Below are 20,934 nucleotides of genomic sequence, written 5' to 3'. Positions count from 1 at the left end.
AAGGGAGCGCACTCAGGTCATGGGTCGGCACGACTTGCTTTTGGCGCGCGTGCCAGCGGAGCTGGCGGGCCATGCCCGCCTGGTGGTCGAGTGGCTGGTCGGCGACGCGATGGAGTTCAGTGAGCTTGGGCAGGCAGAGGTCCAGCGGCTGCTCTGGCTCGACCTCCCCACCAGGTGGACGGTTTCCCCCGCCCAGTGGCCGCAGGTGGCAGAGGCGACTGCGCAGGTCCTCGATCTGGCTGGGCGACCGACCCTCGCCGTCCTGGCCCGATCGGATGAGACCCGGGAGATCCTCGCCGCACATGCCCGCTCGGGCGATGACGGTGCCCAGGCCGCCGAGGCGGCGTATGTAAAGACCGGCACCATGCCCCCCGACACCGATCTGCTCGTGTGGGGATCCAGGCACAGCGGACCGGAGACGCACGCCCACGACGAGCTGAGGCGCGTCCTCGAAGCGGCCGTGGTAGCCGGCGACTACGTTCCGGGAACGGCCGGTTGGCGCCAGCGGCAGCAGGCCCTGACCGACCGGTGGCTCACCACGCCGACCCGGTTGTTCGACGCGCAGCGTCCTGTCGATGTGATCCACGGCTTTCGCCGTGAGCAGTGGAGCACGACGGGCACACCGGCCCGCTGCGTGATCCTGGGGGAGATCGAGCCACTCCTGCGGGAACCGCTGCCGGCGCCCGAGGGGGAGCCGGCTCCTCTGGTGTGGCTCCTGGACCAGATCGGACAAGGCGTACGCCTCACCCAGCGCGGCTATCTGCCGCCGTCGATCGTCAAGGCCGCCGATGAGCGTTTCGGATGGAGTCCGCCGCCGTTCCGGGCGACGAGGGAGTCCGACCTGGCGCCGCTGCTCGAACTGCACGAACTCCTGCGTGAACACCGGCTGCTCACCAAGCGTCGCGACCAGCTCCGACCGTCCGCCCGGTGCCGGGCACTACGGGAAGCACCGGGACGGTTCTGGGAGGTGTCGGCGGTCGCGTGGCTCGGCACGACCCCCTTCGAGATCCGGGTGGGCGAGATCGCGTGCGCGGTCATGCTCCGTGGATCGTGCACGCTCGACGACCTCAGCGCGCTCGCTCACGAAGCGGTCGCGCCCGAGTTCCGCGATCGGCACGGCCGGTTGGTACCCGAGGGCGCGGCCTATGAGGTCGTTGTCGGATGGTTCCGTCGCGCAGTCGCGCTCGGCTTCGCCGATGGTCGGGTTGGTGGCCTGGAGAGGAGCTTGAGTGAGGTGGGCAGGCCGGCGGCACTCACGGCGCTGCGCGCCCGGGCACACAGCGCGGTGAGCTGACAACGCTGGGTTGGTCACGAATCCAACGCCCAAACCATGCTCACGATCGGGCACCTGGTGTGTGGCAGGCTCGTCACCGTGGGAAAAGTCGTGATGGTGACCGGGATGCAGGCGGCGGGAAAGACGACGATCGGGCCATTGCTCGCTGCCGGCCTCGGGCCTCTCGCGGCCGCGTTCGACGGCGATGTCTTCTATCGGATGGTCGTCGCGGGCAACGTGGACATGACACCAGCGCGGCACCCTGAAGCAGTCCGCCAGGTGGGGCTGCGGTACGACGCGGCGGCACTCGTCGCACAGCACTACGTCGAGTCAGGGTTCGACTTCGTCTACACCGACATCATCCTGGGTGCCGACGTGCACAGGTGGATGGACTCGATCAGGAACGCCGAGCGTCACCTGGTCGTCCTCAACCCCTCGATCGATGCCATCGTGGAGCGCGAGATCGGAAGGGGCAAGAACTCCTACCGAGACTGGCAGAAGCCTGGCATGACTCTCGAAGCGGCGGTCGCCTCGATGCAACGCGCCCTCCAGGAAACGCCTCGTCGAGGTCTCTGGCTCGACTCGAGTGGTCAGACGCCCAAGGAAACGGTCGAAGCGATCGTCAGCGACCTGTCGACCTCGCTGTACTAGCTACGAGCGCCGCAAGCTCGCTCGAGGCGAGCTGGATACCGACCAGAAAGCCTGCGGCGCTTCGAGATTGCGGCTCAGGGCGTGTCACGGAGCGGGTGCACGGTGTCGACGAACTCCCTGAACGTCTTGACCCACAGGTCGGGCACATCGCGGTGAAGGTGGTGGCCGCCGGGCAGGACCGTGAAGCGTTCGGTGGAGAGGGCGCGTTCGACGGCGAGGCGATCGATACCGCGCAGCGCGCTCAGCCGACCACTGCCGAGCGGGTCGGGTTCGTCCGGTGCGGCCAACACGAGTGCCTGGGCGCGCAGAGTCGCGACCAACGTCGGCAGGTCCCACGGACGGGGTGCGCGAAGCCCGGCGAGGATCGCAGGAACATCGGCCGCGGCCATGCCGGCGACGGCGTGTTCGACGTCTTCGGGGGACCAGCGTGGGTTGGCGAGGCGCAGCCTCCGCATGAGCTGGTCGCGGTCGGAGTGGACGAGCGCGGAGTCCGTGGCGATCGAGTCGGCCAACGCTTCGCGGTCCTCGGTCCGGGCGCCCGGCGGCTCCTCCAGCACCAGCGCCTCGGTGAGATCGACGTACCGGCTGGCCAGCACGAGCGCGACGATGGCGCCGAGCCCGTGGCCGACGAGGACGTCGACCTTGCCGGGGAACCGTTCGGAGGTTCCCTGGACGATGGCCGGCATGTGCAACGGCCGGTTGAGGAGTGGTCGCTCGCCGTGGCCGGGGAGGTCCAGCGCGGTGACGTCCCAGCCGAGCCCGGCGAGCGCCGGTCCGATCCGCCACCAGGTCGCCGCGTGTGACATCTCGCCGTGCAGGAGCACCACCCGGCCGCGCGCCGGACCCAGTGGCTCCCACCGAAGAGTCATGTCGGACATCAAAGCGGACGGGACCGCCTGTTGACGACACGCGGAGCGGATCTTTTCCGTACGCACGTCGCCGGCAGGCGCGCGGGCCGGTGGAGCGCTGGGGGAGTCGGGAGATATAACCGGAGCGCAGGACACGCCGCCCGGTGACACTCGCCGGGAGAGTCCGTGGCCTGAGCCGAGAACCGGGAGGCCGCCGATGAGGAACCTGACCCTTGACCCTGATCCCCGCTCCGGCGAGCGCGAGGTGCTGCTCGGGTTCTTGCGCGGGGAGCGTGCCAAGGTGCTCAAGACCGCCGAGGGATTGACGGAGGAACAAGCGCGCTGGACGCCCGCCGGCAAGCTCATCCCCGTCACAGGTGTGCTCAACCACCTCACCCATGTGGAGTGGCGCTGGATCGACGGTCGCTATCTCTGCCAGGAGGTGTCCCGGTCGGAGGAGGAGTTCGTGCCGACGGCAGACCACACGCTGGCGGAGGTTGTCGCTGCGTACGAGGAGCGGGCCATCCGCACCGACGCGACCGTCCGTGGCGCACCGAGTCTCGACGCTCCATGCCTCGGTGGACGGGAACCCATACCCGGCCTCGACCTCCGGTGGGTGCTTCTCCATCTCATCGAGGAGACGGCCCACCACTGTGGGCACGCGGACTCGACCCGGGAGATGCTCGACGGCACCAAGTTCTGGTGAACGGCGACCTCAGCGAGGGAGATGACATGAATACCACGCGGTCCTATCGCCAGCGCGGCCTCGAGTGCACGGAGTACGTCATCGACGTGCCGCTCGACCATGACCGCCCCGGCGGGGAGCAGCTCCAGGTCTACGCGCGCGAGGTCGTCGACACGACGCAACCCGATGCGTCGGTGCTGCCGCGCCTGGTGTTCCTGCAGGGTGGGCCGGGCGGGAAGGGGCCGCGACCGGTCGACCGGTCGGGGTGGCTCGCGCGGGCGTTGAAGGACTACCGCGTCGTCCTGCTCGACCAGCGCGGCACCGGTCTGTCCACGCCCGCCAACCGGCAGACGCTGCCACGACGGGGGACGCCCGCGGACCAGGCCGCCTACCTCAGCCATTTCCGGGCCGACGCCATCGTCCGCGACGCTGAGGTGCTGCGCCGCGAGCTTCAGGGCGATGAGCCGTGGAGCGCGCTCGGCCAGAGCTACGGCGGCTTCTGCGCGCTCACCTACCTTTCGTACGCACCGGAGGGGTTGCGGGAGGTCTTCGTCACGGGCGGGCTGCCGCCGCTCTCGGCCACGCCGGACGAGATCTACCAGATGACCTACACCCGGGCCGTGGAGAAGAACCTTGCGTACTTCGACCGCCATCCCGACGACCGGGACCTGTGCGTCCGCGTCGTCGACCACCTGCGCGACCACGACGTACGCCTGCCGACCGGGGAGCGGCTGAGCCCGCGCCGCTTCCAGGGCGTCGGCATGCGGTTGGGGATGCGAAGCGACTTCGACGCGCTGCACTACCTGCTCGAGGAGGCGTTCGTCGACGGACTGTCGGGTCCCGAGCTCTCCGACACGTTCCTGGTCGGCGTCGGGAGCGCGCCGTTCTCCAGTGGCCCCTTGTACGCGGTGCTGCACGAGGCGTGCTACTGCCAGGGTGTCGCCTCAGCATGGTCGGCCGAGCGGGTCTATACACAGCGTCCGGAGTTCGCGCTCGATCCCGGAACGCCGTTCCTGTTCACCGGCGAGATGATCTATCCGTACCTGTTCGAGGAGGTTCCGGCGCTGGTGCCGCTGCGCGAGGTCGCGGACCTGTTGGCGGCCAAGGACGACTGGCCACCTCTCTACGACCCGGACCGGCTCGCCGCCAACGACGTGCCGGTCTTCGCCGCCGTCTACTACGACGACCTCTACGTCGCCCGGGAGTTCTCCCTCGCCACCGCCGCGGCCGTAGGACGCCTGAGGCCGTGGATCACCAACGAGTACGAACACGACGGCCTGCGGACGGGCAACGTTCTCGACCACCTGCTGACGCTGGCGAGACAGACGCCCTGACCGGCACCGAACGGGACGGGGCGACATTCAGCCGCCGGGATAACGCTCCCGCCAACGCGTGAACGGTCCGTAGTCGCCGTGCAACTGGCCGCCCTGGGTGAACTCCATCGCGAAGTCGTCGGCCACTTCCAGGATCGTTCCACGGCCTTCGATCTCGGCCACCCAGTCGGGAGGGAGTGCGGTCTCGCCGTGGAGGACGCCGAGCAGGTTGCCGCAGACGGCGCCGGTCGAGTCGCTGTCACCGGAGTGGTTGACGGCGAGGAGGAGCGCTTTGCGGATGTCGGCCGGATCGGGGTGGGCAAGCGCGCAGTAGACCGCGATCGCCAGGGCATCCTCGGCGACCCAGCCGCCACCAAGGCGTTCGACGATCTGTGGACCGACGGGTTGCTCGGCGGCGGCCCGCGCTGCCCGCAGGGCTTCGGTCGTCTCTTCGTGGCCGGCGTACGTCTTCAGCAGGGCAAGCGTCTCGTCGACCGCGTCGTCCAACCGCGCACCGTCGACGAGGATCCGGACGATCGCGGCGAGTGCGCCGGCGGCCAGGTAGCCGGTGGGATGCCCATGGGTCTGAACCGCACAGTCGACCGAGAGGTCGAAGCACTTCCGCGGCTCCCAGCCGGGCGGGGGGAGGAGTCCGAAGGGCGCCGACCGCATGACCGTGCCGCACCCCTTCGACCGCGGGTTCGCCGGCGCCTCGCGCGTCCCCATGCGGCTTGCCCGCAGACCGGAGATGCACGCGTTGCCGGGGGCGCGCTGCGCGTACAGCCAACCCTGCCGGCCGAGCCATCCCGAGACGTCGGGCGGCGGAGCAGGCTCGTCCTGCGTCGCCAGCCACCGAAGGTAGGCCTGGTAGACGACCGACGGCGCGTGGCAGATGCCCCGGTCCGCACGCACGCTGGCGCGGATCAGCCCTTCGGCGGTGAACAGCGTCATCTGGGTGTCGTCGGTGACGAGGCCGCGTCGGTCGCCGTTCATCGGAGCGAGGTCGGTCAGGCCGTCGGCCCCGTGTGCGCGAAGGATCGCATCGAGGGAGAGAAACTCGATCGGTGCGCCGAGGGCATCCCCAACGGCACCGCCGAGGATGCACCCTCGCACCCGGGACCGGTAGTCCTGCAGGCGTTCGCGCGTCCACGTCCTCACGGTGGCCGTCATCGGCGCCCGCTCGGTGGACGCAGGACGGCGACGGGATCGGTCACGCGGATGTCCCGGCACGTGAAGCGGAACAACGCCGCGGGTCGGCCGCCGGTAGGTCCGGGCGAGGCCGTTTCGCCGGTCGTCGTGAGCTGCCCACGTCGGGAGAGGACCCGCTGCAGGTTGGTCGCGGAGACCCGGTGTCCGAGGGCGGCGGAGTAGAGCTCGCGCAGCTCGGAGATGGTGAACGTCGGCGGCGCCAAGGCGAAGCCCAGGTTGGTGTAGGAGAGCTTGGAACGGAGTCGGTCGCGCGCGCGCAGGATGATCGCTTCGTGGTCGAACGCCGTGCGGGGGAGCGCATCGACTCGGTGCCACTGTGTGTCGTCAGGCAGCTCCGGGTCGTTGTCGCTTGCGACGAGGCCGAGGAACGCGGTGGCGATGACGCGAGGGCCGGGTACCCGGTCGGGTGCGCTGAACGTCGCGAGCTGTTCGACATGGGACAGTTGCCGCACATCGACCTTTTCGGCCAGCTGACGGCGTACGGATCTCTCGATGTCCTCGTCGGCCTGGAGCTGTCCGCCCGGAAGCGACCATCGACCGACCTGCGGCTCGCGCGCCCGCTGCCACAGCAGCACCTCGAGGGACAGCTGGCCGGGTGACCGGGACCGGACCTGGAGCACTGCCGCAAGCACCTCATGCCCCAGTTTGTTCACGCGGTGATAGTATCTCTAGAAGTTTTCGATTCAAAGGCGAAAACCGGAAAGTCGAAAGCCCCAAGGGAAAGCCCCAGAGAAGAAGTGCAGGGAGGGCCCATGACCGCTGTCACCTCAGCGGAGCCCCGCTCGGACACCGAATCATCTGAGAGCGACATGTCAGAGAGCGGGACCGGCGCCTACGACGGAGTGGAGCCGGACCAGGCATGGCAGGAGGAGGTACGCCGGCTCGCCACCGAGCGCGACGCCGTCCTCCTGGCGCACAACTACCAGGTTCCTGCGATCCAGGACATTGCCGACCACACCGGTGACTCGCTCGCGTTGAGCCGCATCGCCGCCGCCAGTGACGCGTCAACCATCGTCTTCTGTGGCGTCCACTTCATGGCCGAGACCGCGAAGATCCTCAGTCCGGACAAGACCGTCCTGATCCCGGACGCGCGGGCCGGGTGCTCCCTGGCCGACTCGATCACCGCCGACCAGTTGCGGGCGTGGAAGGCCGAGCACCCAGGCGCCGTCGTCGTGTCGTACGTCAACACGACCGCGGAGGTAAAGGCGGAGACCGACATCTGCTGCACGTCGTCCAACGCGGTCGAGGTGGTCGCGTCGATCCCCGCCGACCGCGAGGTGCTGTTCCTGCCCGACATGTTCCTGGGCGCTCACGTCAAGCGTGAGACCGGGCGGGAGAACCTCCACGTCTGGGCGGGCGAGTGTCACGTCCACGCGGGCATCAACGGCTCGGAACTCACCGAGCGGGCGGCCGCGCACCCCGACGCCGAGCTGTTCATCCACCCCGAGTGTGGCTGCGCGACCTCCGCGCTCTACCTCGCGGGCGAGGGTGCGGTGCCGCCCGACCGGGTGAAGATCCTGTCCACCGGTGGGATGCTCGACGCGGCCCGCGAGACCCGGTCGCGATCCGTGCTGGTCGCCACCGAGATCGGCATGCTGCACCAGCTCCGCAAGGCCGCACCGGGTACGGACTTCCAGGCGGTCAACGACCGCGCGTCCTGCAAATACATGAAGATGATCACCCCGGCCGCGTTGCTGCGTTCGCTGCGCGAGGGCGTCGACGAGGTCCACGTCGATCCGGTCCTGGCCGAGCGTGCCCGCGGCGCCGTGCAGCGGATGGTGGAGATCGGCCAACCCGGCGGCGGCGAATGAGGAGCCGCTGGGAAGCCTCCGCCGACGTGGTGGTGATCGGTTCCGGCGTGGCCGGGCTCACCGCCGCACTCGAGGCGTCCCGACTCGGTCTGCGAACTCTCGTGGTCACCAAGACGTACGCCCACGAGGGAAACACCCGCTGGGCACAGGGCGGGGTCGCCGTCGTCCGCGCCGACGAACACGACGAGGGCGACACCGTCGGCCGGCACGTGGACGACACGCTGCGGGCCGGTGTGGGTCTGTGCGACGCCGACGCGGTCGCGGCCATCATCGGGGACGGTCCGGCGGCCGTGGCGTCGTTGCGGCGGTACGGCGCGGCGTTCGACGTCGACGCCGCGTCGGGACTGCTCGCCCGCACTCGGGAGGGCGGCCACACCGCCTACCGCGTGGTCCATGCCGGTGGTGACGCGACCGGCGCCGAAGTGCAGCGGGCCCTGCTGACCGGTGTACGCAAGCGCGCGTTGACAGTGCTCGAGAGCCAGGTCGCCGTGCAGGTTCTTCGTACTCCCGAAGGGGCGGCGGCCGGTGTGCTCCTGCTCGGCGCCGACGGTGTGGCGGGCGTCGTGCGCGCTCCTGCTGTCCTGCTCGCCACCGGCGGGCTTGGCCAGCTGTACCAGTCGACGACGAACCCCGACGTCGCGACCGCCGACGGGATCGCGTTGGCGTTGCGGGCGGGTGCGTCCGTGGCGGACATGGAGTTCGTGCAGTTCCATCCGACGGTGCTCTACACCGGGCGGGGTTCGACCGGCCGGCGGCCACTGGTGACGGAGGCGGTCCGCGGCGAGGGTGCGGTCCTGGTGGACGCGTCCGGCGCGGCGGTGATGGCGGGCGTCCATCCGTTGGGTGACCTGGCACCACGCGACGTCGTGTCGGCGGCGATCATCCGGCGGCTCGCGGAGGCGCCGGGCGGTGTGGACGACCACGTGTATCTCGACGCGACGCACCTCTCGGCGGCGGCGTTCCAGGCAAGGTTCCCGACGGTGTACGCCGCCTGCACGGCGGCGTCGATCGACCCGTCCGCGGAGCCGATCCCGGTCGCCCCGGCGGCGCACTTCGGGTGCGGTGGCGTCGTGACGACGGTCGACGGGCGCACCGAGGTGACCGGTCTCTACGCTGCTGGCGAGGTCGCGCGCACCGGCCTGCACGGCGCCAACCGGCTGGCCTCCAACAGCCTGCTGGAGGGGTTGGTCGTGGGCACCCGCGCCGCCCGGGCGGTGGCGTCCGACCTGGCGACGGGCGCACTCGCGGATGTGGGGCAGATGGTCGAGGAGCCGTTGCCGGTGCTTTCGGTCGCCCGGCGTTCCACCCTGCAGCGGGTCATGAGCCGACACGTCGCGATCGGGCGGGACGCCTGCGGGCTGGCGGTGGCGGAAGAGGCGCTCGACGCGACCGGTACGACGACTCTGGTGGATACGCGTGAGGGGGTCGAGGACGCCGCCCTCGCCCTGGCGGCACGCGCGGTCATCGTCGCCGCGCAGGAGCGCCACGAGTCGCGTGGTTGCCACGTGCGCCACGACTTCACCGACACTGACGACGAACGTTGGCGGGTCAGTCTGGCTGTACGCCTCGACGCTGAGGGTCAGCTCGTCCCGGCCAGGACATTGGCATTGGATGGTGTGGCATGACGCGGGGCACAGTGGTGACGGACGGGTCGGCGGAGGTCCGGGTGGGGGCCTGGGCGGAGCGTTCGCTGGACACGCTTTCGCCGGGCGTGGCCGGTGCGCTGGCCGAGTCCGGGCTCGACGCCGATGACGTCCTGAGGGTCGTCAAGACCGGCTTGACAGAGGACCTCCGGTACGGCCCGGACGCGACGACGGTGGCGACGACACCCGAGCATGTGCTCGTCCGGGCAGAGATGACGCCCCGGTGTCAAGGCGTCCTTGCAGGTGGCGCGGTTGCGCTGGTGGTGTTCGACCTGCTGATGCCGGGGGAGGTGGAGGTGCTGGCGCGCGAGGCCGACGGTGCGGTGCTCGCGCCACACCAACCGGCGCTGGTGGTGCGCGCGCCGGTACGGGGCCTCCTCACCGCCGAACGCACGGCGCTCAACCTCGTCTGCCACCTGTCCGGTGTCGCCACCACGTCGGCCGCGTGGGTCGCTGCGGTCGCGGGTACCGGATGCACGATCCGCGACACGCGGAAAACCCTGCCCGGGTTGCGGATGTTGGAGAAGTACGCCGTCCGTTGCGGTGGCGGGGCCAACCACCGGTTGGGGCTGGGGGACGCGGTCCTCATCAAGGACAACCATGTCGTGGCTGCCGGCGGTGTGGCCGCGGCGCTCGCTGCGGTGCGTGCAGAGGCGCCCGATCTTCCGTGCGAGGTCGAGGTGGGATCGCTTTCGGAGTTGGACGAGGCGTTGGCAGCCGCGGCGGAGTTCGTCCTGCTGGACAATTTCACGGTCGAGCAGTGCGCGGAGGCGGTCCGGCGCACTCGTGCGTCGGCACCTGGGACGCGGTTGGAGGCGTCGGGCGGGCTCGTGCTCGACGAGGCGCGCGCCTATGCCGGGACCGGTGTCGACTTTCTCGCCGTCGGGGCGCTGACCCATTCCGCTCCCGCGCTGGACCTCGGCCTCGACCTGCGCTGACCCCGCCGGTTCCCCACGGACGTTCCACTCCCGCACGCCCCCCACCCCGTGATCATGATGGTGATCATGAGGATTTCCGGGGCGTATGGCCGACTTTCCTTTCATGATCATGAATCACCTGCGTGGTGTCCGGAGTGAGACAGCTCCACCGGAATAAGTGGATGCACACGGGATGTTCGAGAAGGCGATGAACGTTCGCATCCTGCTCTGGGTACGCCTGTACGTCGACCTTCGGCTACAGGCCAGCTCCGCCTGTCAGTAGTCGAACGCCGGAGATCTGGGGCGGTCCGCAGACGCCTGAGCTCCGTTGATTTCCAGGACGCGGGCGCCCTGCGCCGATTCGAGACACCTGAGCGCTGCGCCGATTGGCCGGTGCGCCTTCGCCGGAGCCGGAACTGACAAAGATGACGGTCTCCAGCTCTGATCCCTTTCGCCATAAGACCACCGTCGTACGCCTTCGTACGGGAGGAAAATCGTGTCGGCTACCTCCGCCGCGTCAGCGCGGCAGACTCCTCAACCCCGCTTGCCGTTCTGGGCCCAGATCCTTGCTGGCCTGGCCCTCGGCATCATCCTCGGCCTGCTCGCCCGCGGCCTCGAGCTGAGCTGGCTCGCCGAGACTCTCACCCAGATCGGCAGCATCTTCGTCCAGCTGCTGCGGGTCGCCGTACCACCGTTGATCTTCACCGCTATCGTCGTGAGCATCGCCAGCCTGCGCCAGGTGACCGGTGCGGCACGACTCGCGGGCCAGACCCTGCTCTGGTTCATGATCACCTCGCTCCTCGCCGTGACGATCGGGCTTGTCCTCGGTCTGCTCACCAACCCGGGCCTCAACACGTCGCTCTCGCAGGACAACGCGGAGGCCTATGACGGGACCAGCGGGTCCTGGCTCGACTTCCTCACCGGCATCATTCCCGCCAACGTGCTCGGCGTGTCCGCCGAAACCTCAACGGAGCAAGCGGATGGCGTGGTCTCGGTGACGACGGACCTGTCGTTCAACGTCCTGCAGATCGTCGTGGTGGCGGCGGTCGTCGGGGCAGCGGCGCTCGCGGCGGGGGAGAAGGCCGAACCGTTCCTGGCGTTCAACCGTTCAGCGCTTGCCCTTGTGCAGAAGGTGCTCTGGTGGATCATCCGGCTCGCTCCGATCGGGACGCTCGGCCTGATCGGCAAGGCGGTCGCGACGTACGGTTGGGACCTCCTGGGCCCGCTCGCGACCTTCACCGTCGACGTGTATGTCGGATGCGCACTCGTCCTCTTCGGTGTCTACAGCATCCTCGCCCGCCTGCACGGCCTGAGTCCGTTGAAGTTCTTCTCCGGCGCGTGGCCGGCGATCGAGTTGGCGTTCGTGTCCAGGTCGTCGGTGGGCACCATGCCACTGACCCAGCGCGTCGTGACGCGAAACCTCGGTGTGCCACAGGAGTACGCCTCATTCGCCGTGCCCTTCGGTGCCACCACGAAGATGGACGGCTGCGCGGCCATCTATCCAGCGCTGGCGGCGATCACGGTGGCGCAGATCTTCGGTGTCAACCTCGGCTTGACAGAGTATCTGCTGATCGCGTTCGTCTCGGTCGTCGGTTCGGCGGCGACAGCGGGGCTCACCGGTGCGATCGTCATGCTGACGCTGACGCTCTCGACCCTCGGGCTCCCGCTCGAGGGAGTGGGTCTGCTCATCGCCATCGACCCGATTCTGGACATGATGCGTACCGCCACCAACGTCGCGGGCCAGGCGCTGGTGCCGACCATCGTGGCGAAGCGGGAGGGTCTGCTCGACCTGCAGGTCTACAACGGCCCGCGGTCCGCGCTGGCGCCGGAGCCTGAGCCAGCCGCCAGTCCGGTCACCGCAACGGCCTAGCGAGCTCGAGTGTCGCGGACCTGTCCGACGGATCAGACGCCCACCGTGGGCGGCATCTTCGGACAGGTCCGCGGCGGTCGAAACTACGGCCGTGGCAGGGTCGCATGGCTGGTCTCAAACGGAGCTCGCCAGGCGGAAGCCGATGCCGACGAGATCTGGGTCGTACGCGCCATGCCGTCGAGCGCACCGGGCGAGGTCCCGGCAGTGGAACCACGCACCGCCACGGGTGACATGAGGATCGGTCGCGAAGGTGTCGGTGACGGGGACGCCCGCAGGCGCTCCCGGGTAGCGTGCATATTCGGTCGAGGTCCACTCGTCGCAGTTCCCGACCATGTCGAGGATCCCGAACGGGCTTGCTCCTGCTGGGAAGGATCCCACCGGCAGCGGGCCACCCGCTCCATGCTCCCGCAAGTTAGCCAAGCGTGGGTCGAACTCGTCACCCCAGGGGTACTCCCGCGTGTCGTCGCCTCGGGCCGCGCGTTCCCACTCGTTCTCGGTGGGCAGCCGGACGGGCCGGTCGAGTTGGTGACCGAGCCAGGCGCAGTACGTAGTGGCTTCGGCCCAGGGGACACCTGTGACCGGGTGGTCTGGCTCGCCTGTGGGCGATCTGCGACCCGTGTCGGCGGTGAAGTGCGACCACTGTGCGTGGGTGACGGCCGTACGGGCGATGCGGAACGTGGGGACGAACACGTCGGTCCGGGGCGCCTCCTTGCGGAACCATTCGACATCGACCTGAAGGTCACTGTGTCGGTCGAAGACAGCTGCCACCTCATCCGTCGGCGTACCTCGGTGAAGGACGCCACCGGGCACCACCACCCAGTCGGCGTGCAGGGGATCTGTCGAGGGCGTTGTCATGCGGGAAGACTCGCAGTGGTGACCGACGGCAGGCATCGGTCCACGGACCGAGCCTTCCTCCGACCATGGCCTGAGGCGAGGCTGGGCCGACGGTCAGCGCGGGACCACCATCGCCAGGAGGCAACCGGCGAGGGCGAACGCCAGGAACGTCAGAACCTTCCATCGCACGCCGTCTCCTCCCCTCTGGTTCGACGCCACCCGTTGGCCCGCTTGGCCTTCGCTCGACGCGACCACATGTCGGTACGGCGCTGTTGGTACGACGCGGCGGCCAGGACCGGCAGGGAATGGGGGCCGGGTCCGGTTGACCAGCCGCCGCGCTTTGGCGTCATGTAGGCCTAGGTGCCTGTGGGGACAACCTCCAAACCGGCCAGGCGGACATAGCGTCACGAACGATGATCGATCCAACCGCTGATCGGGCTCTCTTCCGGCAACTCGCCGACGAGCTTCGACGCCAGATCGCCGCAGGCGAGCTTGCGCCGGGAGAGCGGCTGCCGTCCGAGAGCGCGCTAGGGCAGCACTACCACCTTGCCCGAACTGCCGTGCGTTCGGCGCTCGGTGTCCTTCGCGCGGAGGGCCTCGTCGAATCGGTACGTGGTCTCGGCTGGGTGGTCCGGGATCGTGGTGAGCTACGTCCGGTCCGCCTGGGCAAGAGTGACGAGGCCACGATCGTGCTCGGCGAAGGGCTGCCGCAGGTGGTGGTCAGCCGCAAGGACGGAACGACCGAAACGTTCCCGGCGGACCAGGTGGTCATCCGCCCTGCCTAGAGCCTGTTCCTGAACCTCTGTTGATCTTGGTGGTTCGCCCAGTCAATGTCGCACGGGCTCGGTGTCGCGCAGAGAAGTGCCGGCGGGCTGGGGTACCGCGTCGGGCTCGGGAGTCGAGGTAGCCGGCACCACACCAAGGTGCCTGGAATCCGCGTGCCTCGTTCGGATCTTGATCGGAAGGACGAGGTGCTTGACACCCTTGTACGGCTCGCCGCTGGTGACGCGGTGATGAAGCAAGAGTGCCGCCTCACGGCCGATGTCCGTGGCGGGAAGGGACGCGGCGACCACGGTCAGCGGAAGGATGTCGAACGGGCCGGCGTCATCCATGCCGGCCAGGTCGACCTGTCCTGGTACGTCGACGCTCATGGCCGCAAGGTCGGCGACGGCGTGCGCGAGGGTAAAGCCGTTCGCGCAGAGAAGGACGCTCGGAGGATCGGGGTCGGCAAGCAGCGTCTCGAGCGTCCCGGACTGTCCGGGCTCGGTCAGCCCGACGTATCTGCGGAGCACCGTGAGTTCGGGGTGGATGGGGATGTCGTTGTTCCGCAGCGCCTGTAGGTGCCCTGTCAACCGGTCGCGCACGCTGGTGCATTCGGTCTCGCTCCACAGAGTGGCGATGCGTCGGTGCCCCATGCGGATCAGTTCCTGCGTCACCTCGTAGCCGACCGCGACGTTGTCTGCGACGACTGCGTCCGCGGCAAGGTCCGGCCGGTACCGGTCGATCATGACCAGAGGAACGCCACGCCGGCGTACCTCGGCCAGGGCGTCGGCGTTGGCACCGCCTTCGGCCGGGTAGAGCACGATGCCGCTGACGTTCGCGTTGAGTGCCTCCTGAAGTGCCGTCCGCTCCCGCTCGGGACGGTCGTTGCAGTGTGTGAGGAACAAGCGGTAGCCGTGCTCGGTGCAGGTGGTTTCCAGACCCATCAGAAGCTGACTGATGTAGGAGCTGTGGTTCTGCAGGATGCACGCCACGGTGGGCTTCCGGTGCGCTCCGGCGGGCGTCGGCGCCTCGGCATCTGCCTTCTCGGCAGGCCGTTCGGCGATGAACGTTCCGACTCCCTGACGACGGACGAGGACCCCCTCGGCAACAAGCTCGTTGAGGGCACGGACGGCGGTTGTCGAACTCACGCCGAACCGGCGGCATACCTCGCGCTCGGTGACGAACGGTGTTCCGGGGGCGTGGCCACTCTGCTCGATCGCGGCACGCAGCGCGCGCCGCACCTGTTCGTAGAGCGGAGCCCTGTCCGTCTTGTTGTCCACGCTCATCGCACACCCACTGGTTCATTCTCATCCGACCGCGACTGCTCAGGTTAACCCTCCCGTCAAATGCGTCCAGAGGCCGTTGCTCAGGGACGCTGCTACCACATTGACACATGCAATCCTCGCAGTACCTTTACCGCCATCGCCCACCGTCCTGAGCCCTGTAGGGAGACCCCGCCATGGACCGAACCCCGTCGAACGTCTCGCGTCGCCGGTTCCTGCTCGCCTCGACTCTGCCGATCGGGCTGTCCGTCCTGGGTTCTGCCTCCCCTGCGAACGCGGCCCCGCCGACGTCGGGTATCTCGTGGCCGGAAGGTCAGGCCCTTCCGCACTTCGCGCGGCCCCGCCACCTCGATGTCGTCAACCTTCTCTCGCCGGTCCCCAACGACGAGAAGGTCATGTTCACCACGCTTCAAGGTCTGGTCAATCGCTCCCGGCCACGCCTCTACCTGCTCCACACCGAGGAAGAGGGTGCATACACCTGGCTGGAGGACCTCGGCCTGCCGTGGGACGAGCAGGACCGCTGGGAGATGTTGTCGAAGTATCAGACGGAAGCCAAGGGAATGGTGGTCTGGGATCCCAGCATCCCCGACACCGTCAACGTCGCCACCACACTGGCGGGAATCCACGACGCGCTGGCCGTCAGTCCGCAACTCGCGGCCCGGCTTTCCGAGGCTCCCTACCGACTGACGACACTGGTCGACCTGCGCGATCGCTTCGACAGCGGCCTCGACGCCTACAGATGGCAGTTCGAGGAGTTGTGGGACGAGACCACCCACCGGATGGTGGTAGCTCTCAATCCGGAGGTCCACCTCGGATTTTTCCGGGACTACGCCGTCGCCAACCGCGCGATGGTGTTCTGGCTTGAAGTCAACGCAGCCGAGGAGCGCGCGCTACTGGAGGACATGCTGTCCGCGGTTGACCCGTACACGCCGTACATGGGGTGGTTTGCGTCCGACATCGCCGGCGAGTTCGCCGGCACTGAGCTGGTGTCCCAGCACGCCGCCTACGTCGTCCCCGCGGACTGGTTTGCGAACGGCACGGTGTTCGCGGGTGCCCGGCCGCCGGTCAGTGACCGGCAGCAGTCACCGCCCACTCCGCGGCTGGAGAACCGGATCTATGTGACGTTCACCCTGGGCGAGGGCGACAACTTTGCCTACAACCAGCACCACATGCGCAACCTGTGGGAGAACGACGCGCGCGGCAGTGTTCCGATCAACTGGACCACCAACCCGCTCCTCGCCGATGGCGCACCGGCGATCCTGGCCCACTACCAGCAGACCGCGACCGAGAACGACTACCTCGTCGCTGGACCCTCTGGCGCGGGCTACATCTATCCGACCGCGTGGCCGGACGCCACCTTCTCCACCTACACAGCGACGACGGGTGCGTACATGAAGCGCACCGGCATGGACTCGATCCAGATCCTCAACCGGGTCGACCACGAGGACGTGGACCTCAGCGACGAGAAGGCTCACCAGTTCGCCACGGACGTACGGCCCAGGGGTTGGTTCATCCACCACACCGACCACACCGAGATGCAGGTCGTCGCGGGCGTGCCGCAGGCGACCGGATATCTCGTCAACAGCGTCGAGCAGACCAAGAACGCCATCGCCGAGTCGGCCGCGGACTGGGACGGCACGTCACCGTTGTTCGTGTCAATCGCTCCGATCGCGTGGAGCATGAATCCCGCGGACCTGGCGGACGTGGCGAACTCACTGAGCGATGACTACACGGTGGTCCGCGGCGACCACTTCCTCGACCTCGCGCGTGAGGCCCTCGGACTTCCCCCGATGGACTGACCCGTACGACGGCCGTGCTTCGGCATCTGACCGCCGACCCGATGTCAGGGTGGGTCGGCGGTCAGATGTCACTTCGGACCCGTCGCGAGTCGCCTGACCACCAACTCGGTTGTGTCTACGCCAGCTCGCCGCAAGGCCAACAGTGCCGCGCCCGCAGCAGGCTCGAGCACCGGCTCAACAACGTCGAGGCGTTTCCCTCGTGAGGCTGCCAAGCCGGTCCCGACTCTCCCTGCAAGAGCACCGGACCGACCAGCGTGGCGAAGTTGATCGACGGCAGTCGATCGGACCGTCCACGTCGGAAGTCTGAGCGCTCGGACCGCACGGGAGGTGCGGTCTGACGCGTTCAATGTGGAGAAGTGGCATACCGAACCGGGTCACGGTCAACCATTTCTCCGCAATCGATTCAGGCTCGAGGGCAATTCCATTCAGGCTCGGGGCAAAGGGTGCCTGCGACCGCAATCGATCCAGACTCGAGGGCAAGTCGATTCAGACTCGGGGGCAATTCGATTCAGGCTCGGGGGCAAGGCGTGCCAGCGACCATGACGTCCTCCACTGTCAACCCCGCCTTGCCGGCGCTCCGACGGAACCGGACCAGGTCCGCCGGCGCGCCGATGTCGAGAGTCCCGCGGCCGCCCGCGATGGCGCCTGGCGTCGTCGTCGCCAGCGCCACCGCCTCGCCGAGCGAGAACGGCCCCAGCCCTGCCACGTGTGCCACGCCATCGCTGATCGAACGCGCGGCACCGGCAAGGTAGGGCGTACCCACATGCGACAATCGCCCCTCGGCGGACAGCTCCACCTCGCCACCGACCGGCGTGCGGTAGATGCCTGGCGGCGATCCCGCGAGTGTCGTGGCGTCCGACACGAGGAACGACCGCGACAGTCCCTTGGCCCGCAGCATCGCGACGAGCGTGTCCGCCGGCAGATGATGGCCGTCGGCGATGAAGCCCGCGGCCAGCCGGTCATCGGCGAGCTGCGCCCATACGTAGTTGGGATGCCGGGCCAGGACCGCGTGGGCGCCGTTGCCGAGATGCGTCGACAACGACGCACCCGCCTCCGCCGCCGCCCTGATCTGCTCGGGTTCGGCGTGCGTGTGGCCTACGGAGACGCGGATCCCGCGGGCGACGAGATCTGAGATGTAGGCAGGACTTCCAGCGAAGTGCGGCGACAGTGTCACCATGCCCACCAGCCCGTCGCAGGCCGCCTGCCAGCGCGCGAACTCCGCCACGTCGGGCGGGCGTACGTGCGCGGCCGGATGCACTCCACGTGGCCCGTCCTCGCCGGACAGGTGTGGCCCCTCCACATGGACGAACGGGATCGCGTGCCGCACCAACGGGTCGCGCTCCCGGGCCCGGACGATCCGGCGCAGGCACGCGATGATGTGAGACTCGGCCGCTGTCACGATGGTGGGAACGACGGTCGTGACGCCGACCGCGAACAGCGCGTGGACGAGTCCGACCACCACCTCCGGCCCGGCGTCGTCCTCGGCGGCATTGGCGTCGAATCCGCCGAACCCGTTGACCTGCAGGTCGACGAATCCGGGCGCTATCCAAACCTCCGCGTCCTCCGCTGAGCCCGCTGAGCCCGCCGGGCTCCTGGTCACCTTCGCGATGAGGCCGTCCTCGATGCGTACGACTGTCAACAGGCCGGTGGCGGGGTCGCGGCCGGCCAACTCGGTCACGCCGGGAGAACCGGGCAAGGGCTCAGTCGAGGTCATGGGCGGAGTCCTGGTCGAGATAGACGGTGCAGCCGTGGTGGGTACGCAAGGCGCTCGCCGGACACGACTCCGCGATCGGGCCCTGCAATGCGTCGCGAACCGCGGGCGCCTTCGCCAGTCCGGGAACCATGCAGAACATCCGCCCCACGTCGAGCAGGCGTGGCACGGTCAGGGTCAGAGCGCTCGTGGGTACGTCGTCGAAGGTGGGGAAGCAGCCGTCGTCCACCTGTTGCTGGCGGCAGGTGGAATCGAGCTCGACCACCTTCACGGCCAGAGGATCGGCGAAGTCGGCCACCGGCGGGTCGTTGAACGCGATGTGGCCGTTGACGCCGATGCCGAGACAGCAGATGTCGATCGGCGCCTCGTCGAGCAGCGCGGCGTATTCCGCCGCCCGGAGCTCGGCATCCCCGTCGGTCCGCATCAGGTGCACGTCCTTGAACGGCAACCTGTCGAAGATCGCTGCCCGCAGCCACTGACCGAACCGTTGTGGTGCCTCGTCGGCAAGCCCGAGATAGTCATCCATCTGGAACGCCGTCACGCGTTCCCAGTCGATTCCCGCCTCGGCGGTGAGCGCGTCGAGGGTCTCCTGCTGGCTGGGTGCGGCTGCGAAGATCATGCGTACGGCGTCCTGGAGGCCGAGCCGTTCGCGGATCTCCGCCGCGATGTCGCTGGCTGCCGCATGCCCGAGGCTGGCGCGGTCTGGAAACACGCGGACGATCGGTTCGGTCACAGTGGGTCCTCTCGGTGCGAAATGCCCGACACCTACCAATAGCAGAGGCCACATCGAGATGTTCTGGTGTGGCAGGGAGTCGGACGTGATCGGACATCGGCGATGATTTGCGGGGGTACCGCCGGTCAGACTCAGCAGCGGGCGACGACACGACCATCGGTGGAGGGGAAAGGCCATGAACGACTCGACGAGTGCGACCAGGTCGGGCTGGTTGCGCGGACCGTTGCGGCCGTTCCGGTTCGGGCAGTACCGGCTGTTGGCCGCGTCGGTCACGTTGTCGCTGTTCGGTGCCGGCGGATGGTTGATCGCGCTCGTGTGGCAGGTCATCGCGCTGGGCGGTGGGCCCGGCGCCGTGTCGATGGTGTCGGCCGCCTCTGCCGGCGGAATGCTCGCCACCGCTCTGCTCGGCGGTGTCATGGCCGACCGCATCCCGCAGCTACGGATCCTGCGTGCCGTCGCCGTCGTACGCACCCTCGCGGTCGGCGTGGTGGCGGCACTGGCCGTCGCAGGCTGGCTCGAGGTGTGGCACCTGGTGCTCGTGGCACTGGCGATCGGGCTCGGCAGTGGGTTCACCTATCCCGCGTACTCCGCGCTGCTGCCGTCGATCCTTCCCGGCCGGGACCTGATGGCCGCGAACGGTGTCGAGGGGATGCTGCGTCCGATGATCATGCAGGCGGCCGGTCCGGCCGTGGCGAGTGCGGTGATCGCGGCCTGGTCCCCGGGCGCGGCCCTGGCGGTGGTCTGCGTGTGCGAGGCGGCGGGCGTCGCCCTGCTGCTGGCGATGCGCCCGGTGCCACTCCGGCAGGAGCATCCGGCAGGCCCTGAGCATCCCGTGCGATCCGCCGTGACCGACCTCAGGGACGGCTTCGTCTACATGGTGCGAACGCCGTGGCTGTTGGCGACGTTGCTGTTCGCGTCGGTACTGATCCTGCTGATCATGGGCCCGATCGACGTCCTTGTACCGTTCGTGATCAAGGACCGGGCCGGTGGTGGACCCGGCGACCACGCGATCGTGATGGCGGCGTTCGGGATCGGTGGCGCGGTCGGGTCGTTGGCGATGGCCTCGTTCCGGATGCCACGGCGATACCTCACGGTCATGAACCTGTTCTGGGGACTCGGTTGCGCGCCGCTCGTCTTCGTCGGCTTCGCCACCCACGTCGCGCAGATCGCGGTCGCGGTGTTCGTCGTCGGGATCTGCTTCTCCGCGCCGATGGTGATCTGGGGAACCCTGTTGCAGCGTCGGGTGCCCCCGCACATGCTGGGCCGGGTCTCGAGCCTCGACTTCTTCGTGTCGCTGGTGTTCATGCCGGTGTCGATGGCGCTTGCCGGACCGGTGAGCGCCGCGGTCGGGTCGGGTACGACGTTCCTCGCCGCCGGCCTGATCCCCGCCGTGATCGCGGTGCTCGCGATCGTGCTGGCGAAGATGCCGAAGGACGAACTCGCGCACCCGCTCGACGACCGCGGAGACGACGAGGACGGATCCGCCGGAACGGACGACGAGCCCGAGAACGAAGCCGTCCACCCGGTCGAGCCCCTGCCCGTGTGCACCTGACGTTTCCGGTCTCGGCGTGACGCCGCCGGATTGGCCGCCG

Annotated in this window: 19 protein-coding genes; 12 read left to right on the top strand and 7 right to left on the bottom strand. The window is 68.7% G+C overall.

What is annotated here, in order from left to right; all coding sequences use genetic code 11:
* Positions 1 to 19 precede the first annotated feature (19 nt).
* Both ABN034_RS03405 and ABN034_RS03400 read left to right on the top strand, forming a co-directional pair.
* Positions 20 to 1,294 (top strand): hypothetical protein, encoded by a 1,275-nt coding sequence (locus tag ABN034_RS03405; RefSeq protein ID WP_349689482.1) that lies wholly within the window; start codon positions 20 to 22, stop codon positions 1,292 to 1,294.
* A 36-nt stretch (positions 1,295 to 1,330) separates the two neighbouring features.
* Positions 1,331 to 1,924, top strand: coding sequence for a hypothetical protein (locus ABN034_RS03400; RefSeq protein WP_349689481.1), 594 nt, complete (start codon positions 1,331 to 1,333; stop codon positions 1,922 to 1,924).
* Between the two features lie 74 nt (positions 1,925 to 1,998).
* Here the strand turns inward: ABN034_RS03400 and ABN034_RS03395 are convergent, their stop codons facing one another.
* Positions 1,999 to 2,793: an alpha/beta fold hydrolase gene (locus tag ABN034_RS03395; RefSeq protein ID WP_349689480.1), complete on the bottom strand. Its 795-nt coding sequence runs from the start codon at positions 2,791 to 2,793 to the stop codon at positions 1,999 to 2,001.
* A 196-nt stretch (positions 2,794 to 2,989) separates the two neighbouring features.
* Between ABN034_RS03395 and ABN034_RS03390 the strand changes: the two genes are divergently transcribed.
* Complete coding sequence (locus tag ABN034_RS03390) at positions 2,990 to 3,478, top strand: DinB family protein (protein WP_349689479.1); 489 nt, start codon at positions 2,990 to 2,992, stop codon at positions 3,476 to 3,478.
* Positions 3,479 to 3,504: 26 nt separating this feature from the next.
* Positions 3,505 to 4,791, top strand: coding sequence for an alpha/beta fold hydrolase (locus tag ABN034_RS03385; protein ID WP_349689478.1), 1,287 nt, complete (start codon positions 3,505 to 3,507; stop codon positions 4,789 to 4,791).
* A 27-nt stretch (positions 4,792 to 4,818) separates the two neighbouring features.
* On the opposite strand, the gene ABN034_RS03380 is transcribed toward ABN034_RS03385, so the two are convergent.
* Together ABN034_RS03380 and ABN034_RS03375 are read right to left on the bottom strand one after the other, a co-directional pair.
* The gene (locus ABN034_RS03380) at positions 4,819 to 5,928 is read right to left on the bottom strand and encodes an ADP-ribosylglycohydrolase family protein (RefSeq protein WP_349689477.1); all 1,110 of its coding nucleotides are present in this window, start codon (positions 5,926 to 5,928) and stop codon (positions 4,819 to 4,821) included.
* Between the two features lie 8 nt (positions 5,929 to 5,936).
* Positions 5,937 to 6,632 (bottom strand): NUDIX hydrolase, encoded by a 696-nt coding sequence (locus ABN034_RS03375; RefSeq protein WP_349689476.1) that lies wholly within the window; start codon positions 6,630 to 6,632, stop codon positions 5,937 to 5,939.
* Positions 6,633 to 6,788: 156 nt separating this feature from the next.
* On the opposite strand from ABN034_RS03375, the gene nadA reads away from it, so the two are divergent.
* From nadA to ABN034_RS03355, 4 genes are all read left to right on the top strand, one after another.
* Positions 6,789 to 7,790: a quinolinate synthase NadA gene (gene nadA / locus ABN034_RS03370; protein WP_349689475.1), complete on the top strand. Its 1,002-nt coding sequence runs from the start codon at positions 6,789 to 6,791 to the stop codon at positions 7,788 to 7,790.
* Between the two features lie 26 nt (positions 7,791 to 7,816).
* Entirely contained in the window at positions 7,817 to 9,415 is a 1,599-nt protein-coding gene (locus ABN034_RS03365; RefSeq protein ID WP_349689474.1) for an L-aspartate oxidase, read from the top strand.
* Positions 9,412 to 10,371 (top strand): carboxylating nicotinate-nucleotide diphosphorylase, encoded by a 960-nt coding sequence (nadC, locus tag ABN034_RS03360; protein WP_349689473.1) that lies wholly within the window; start codon positions 9,412 to 9,414, stop codon positions 10,369 to 10,371. The genes ABN034_RS03365 and nadC overlap by 4 nt, the downstream gene beginning before the upstream one ends.
* A gap of 475 nt (positions 10,372 to 10,846) precedes the next feature.
* Entirely contained in the window at positions 10,847 to 12,220 is a 1,374-nt protein-coding gene (locus tag ABN034_RS03355) for a dicarboxylate/amino acid:cation symporter (protein WP_349689472.1), read from the top strand.
* A gap of 114 nt (positions 12,221 to 12,334) precedes the next feature.
* On the opposite strand, the gene ABN034_RS03350 is transcribed toward ABN034_RS03355, so the two are convergent.
* Positions 12,335 to 13,075 carry a formylglycine-generating enzyme family protein gene (locus tag ABN034_RS03350; RefSeq protein WP_349689471.1) on the bottom strand — a complete coding sequence of 247 codons (741 nt, stop codon included), beginning with the start codon at positions 13,073 to 13,075 and terminating at the stop codon, positions 12,335 to 12,337.
* A gap of 392 nt (positions 13,076 to 13,467) precedes the next feature.
* On the opposite strand from ABN034_RS03350, the gene ABN034_RS03345 reads away from it, so the two are divergent.
* Complete coding sequence (locus ABN034_RS03345; protein WP_349689470.1) at positions 13,468 to 13,839, top strand: winged helix-turn-helix domain-containing protein; 372 nt, start codon at positions 13,468 to 13,470, stop codon at positions 13,837 to 13,839.
* A gap of 42 nt (positions 13,840 to 13,881) precedes the next feature.
* Here ABN034_RS03345 and ABN034_RS03340 read toward each other — a convergent pair whose 3' ends face one another.
* Positions 13,882 to 15,102 (bottom strand): GntR family transcriptional regulator, encoded by a 1,221-nt coding sequence (locus ABN034_RS03340; RefSeq protein ID WP_349689469.1) that lies wholly within the window; start codon positions 15,100 to 15,102, stop codon positions 13,882 to 13,884.
* A gap of 173 nt (positions 15,103 to 15,275) precedes the next feature.
* On the opposite strand from ABN034_RS03340, the gene ABN034_RS03335 reads away from it, so the two are divergent.
* Both ABN034_RS03335 and ABN034_RS03330 read left to right on the top strand, forming a co-directional pair.
* Complete coding sequence (locus ABN034_RS03335) at positions 15,276 to 16,898, top strand: GxGYxYP domain-containing protein (protein WP_349689468.1); 1,623 nt, start codon at positions 15,276 to 15,278, stop codon at positions 16,896 to 16,898.
* Between the two features lie 65 nt (positions 16,899 to 16,963).
* Positions 16,964 to 17,101, top strand: coding sequence for a hypothetical protein (locus ABN034_RS03330; RefSeq protein WP_349689467.1), 138 nt, complete (start codon positions 16,964 to 16,966; stop codon positions 17,099 to 17,101).
* Between the two features lie 305 nt (positions 17,102 to 17,406).
* Here the strand turns inward: ABN034_RS03330 and ABN034_RS03325 are convergent, their stop codons facing one another.
* Entirely contained in the window at positions 17,407 to 18,612 is a 1,206-nt protein-coding gene (locus ABN034_RS03325) for an N-acetylglucosamine-6-phosphate deacetylase (RefSeq protein WP_349689466.1), read from the bottom strand.
* Positions 18,599 to 19,342: a glucosamine-6-phosphate deaminase gene (locus ABN034_RS03320; protein WP_349689465.1), complete on the bottom strand. Its 744-nt coding sequence runs from the start codon at positions 19,340 to 19,342 to the stop codon at positions 18,599 to 18,601. Before ABN034_RS03320 ends, ABN034_RS03325 begins: the two co-directional genes overlap by 14 nt.
* A gap of 175 nt (positions 19,343 to 19,517) precedes the next feature.
* Here ABN034_RS03320 and ABN034_RS03315 point away from each other — a divergent pair, with 175 nt between their 5' ends.
* A complete protein-coding gene (locus ABN034_RS03315) occupies positions 19,518 to 20,894 on the top strand; it encodes an MFS transporter (RefSeq protein WP_349689464.1) in 1,377 nt (458 codons plus the stop codon).
* Positions 20,895 to 20,934 lie beyond the last annotated feature (40 nt).

The sequence above is a fragment of the Actinopolymorpha sp. B11F2 genome (genome assembly GCF_040195635.1).
Taxonomy (GTDB): domain Bacteria; phylum Actinomycetota; class Actinomycetes; order Propionibacteriales; family Actinopolymorphaceae; genus Thermasporomyces.
The sequence above is the reverse complement of the archived record's forward strand: the minus strand, read 5'-3'. Positions and strand labels throughout refer to the sequence as shown.

Bases quoted from the DNA above. Each gene is read 5' to 3' on its own strand.
- ABN034_RS03340 (WP_349689469.1), bottom strand. From the start codon at position 15,102: ATGAGCGTGGACAACAAGACGGACAGGGCTCCGCTCTACGAACAGGTG.
- ABN034_RS03350 (WP_349689471.1), bottom strand. From the start codon at position 13,075: ATGACAACGCCCTCGACAGATCCCCTGCACGCCGACTGGGTGGTGGTG.
- ABN034_RS03390 (WP_349689479.1), top strand. From the start codon at position 2,990: ATGAGGAACCTGACCCTTGACCCTGATCCCCGCTCCGGCGAGCGCGAG.
- ABN034_RS03330 (WP_349689467.1), top strand. From the start codon at position 16,964: ATGTCACTTCGGACCCGTCGCGAGTCGCCTGACCACCAACTCGGTTGT.
- ABN034_RS03315 (WP_349689464.1), top strand. From the start codon at position 19,518: ATGAACGACTCGACGAGTGCGACCAGGTCGGGCTGGTTGCGCGGACCG.
- nadC (WP_349689473.1), top strand. From the start codon at position 9,412: ATGACGCGGGGCACAGTGGTGACGGACGGGTCGGCGGAGGTCCGGGTG.
- ABN034_RS03395 (WP_349689480.1), bottom strand. From the start codon at position 2,793: ATGACTCTTCGGTGGGAGCCACTGGGTCCGGCGCGCGGCCGGGTGGTG.
- ABN034_RS03385 (WP_349689478.1), top strand. From the start codon at position 3,505: ATGAATACCACGCGGTCCTATCGCCAGCGCGGCCTCGAGTGCACGGAG.
- ABN034_RS03405 (WP_349689482.1), top strand. From the start codon at position 20: ATGGGTCGGCACGACTTGCTTTTGGCGCGCGTGCCAGCGGAGCTGGCG.
- ABN034_RS03335 (WP_349689468.1), top strand. From the start codon at position 15,276: ATGGACCGAACCCCGTCGAACGTCTCGCGTCGCCGGTTCCTGCTCGCC.
- nadA (WP_349689475.1), top strand. From the start codon at position 6,789: ATGTCAGAGAGCGGGACCGGCGCCTACGACGGAGTGGAGCCGGACCAG.
- ABN034_RS03400 (WP_349689481.1), top strand. From the start codon at position 1,331: ATGCTCACGATCGGGCACCTGGTGTGTGGCAGGCTCGTCACCGTGGGA.
- ABN034_RS03325 (WP_349689466.1), bottom strand. From the start codon at position 18,612: ATGACCTCGACTGAGCCCTTGCCCGGTTCTCCCGGCGTGACCGAGTTG.
- ABN034_RS03345 (WP_349689470.1), top strand. From the start codon at position 13,468: ATGATCGATCCAACCGCTGATCGGGCTCTCTTCCGGCAACTCGCCGAC.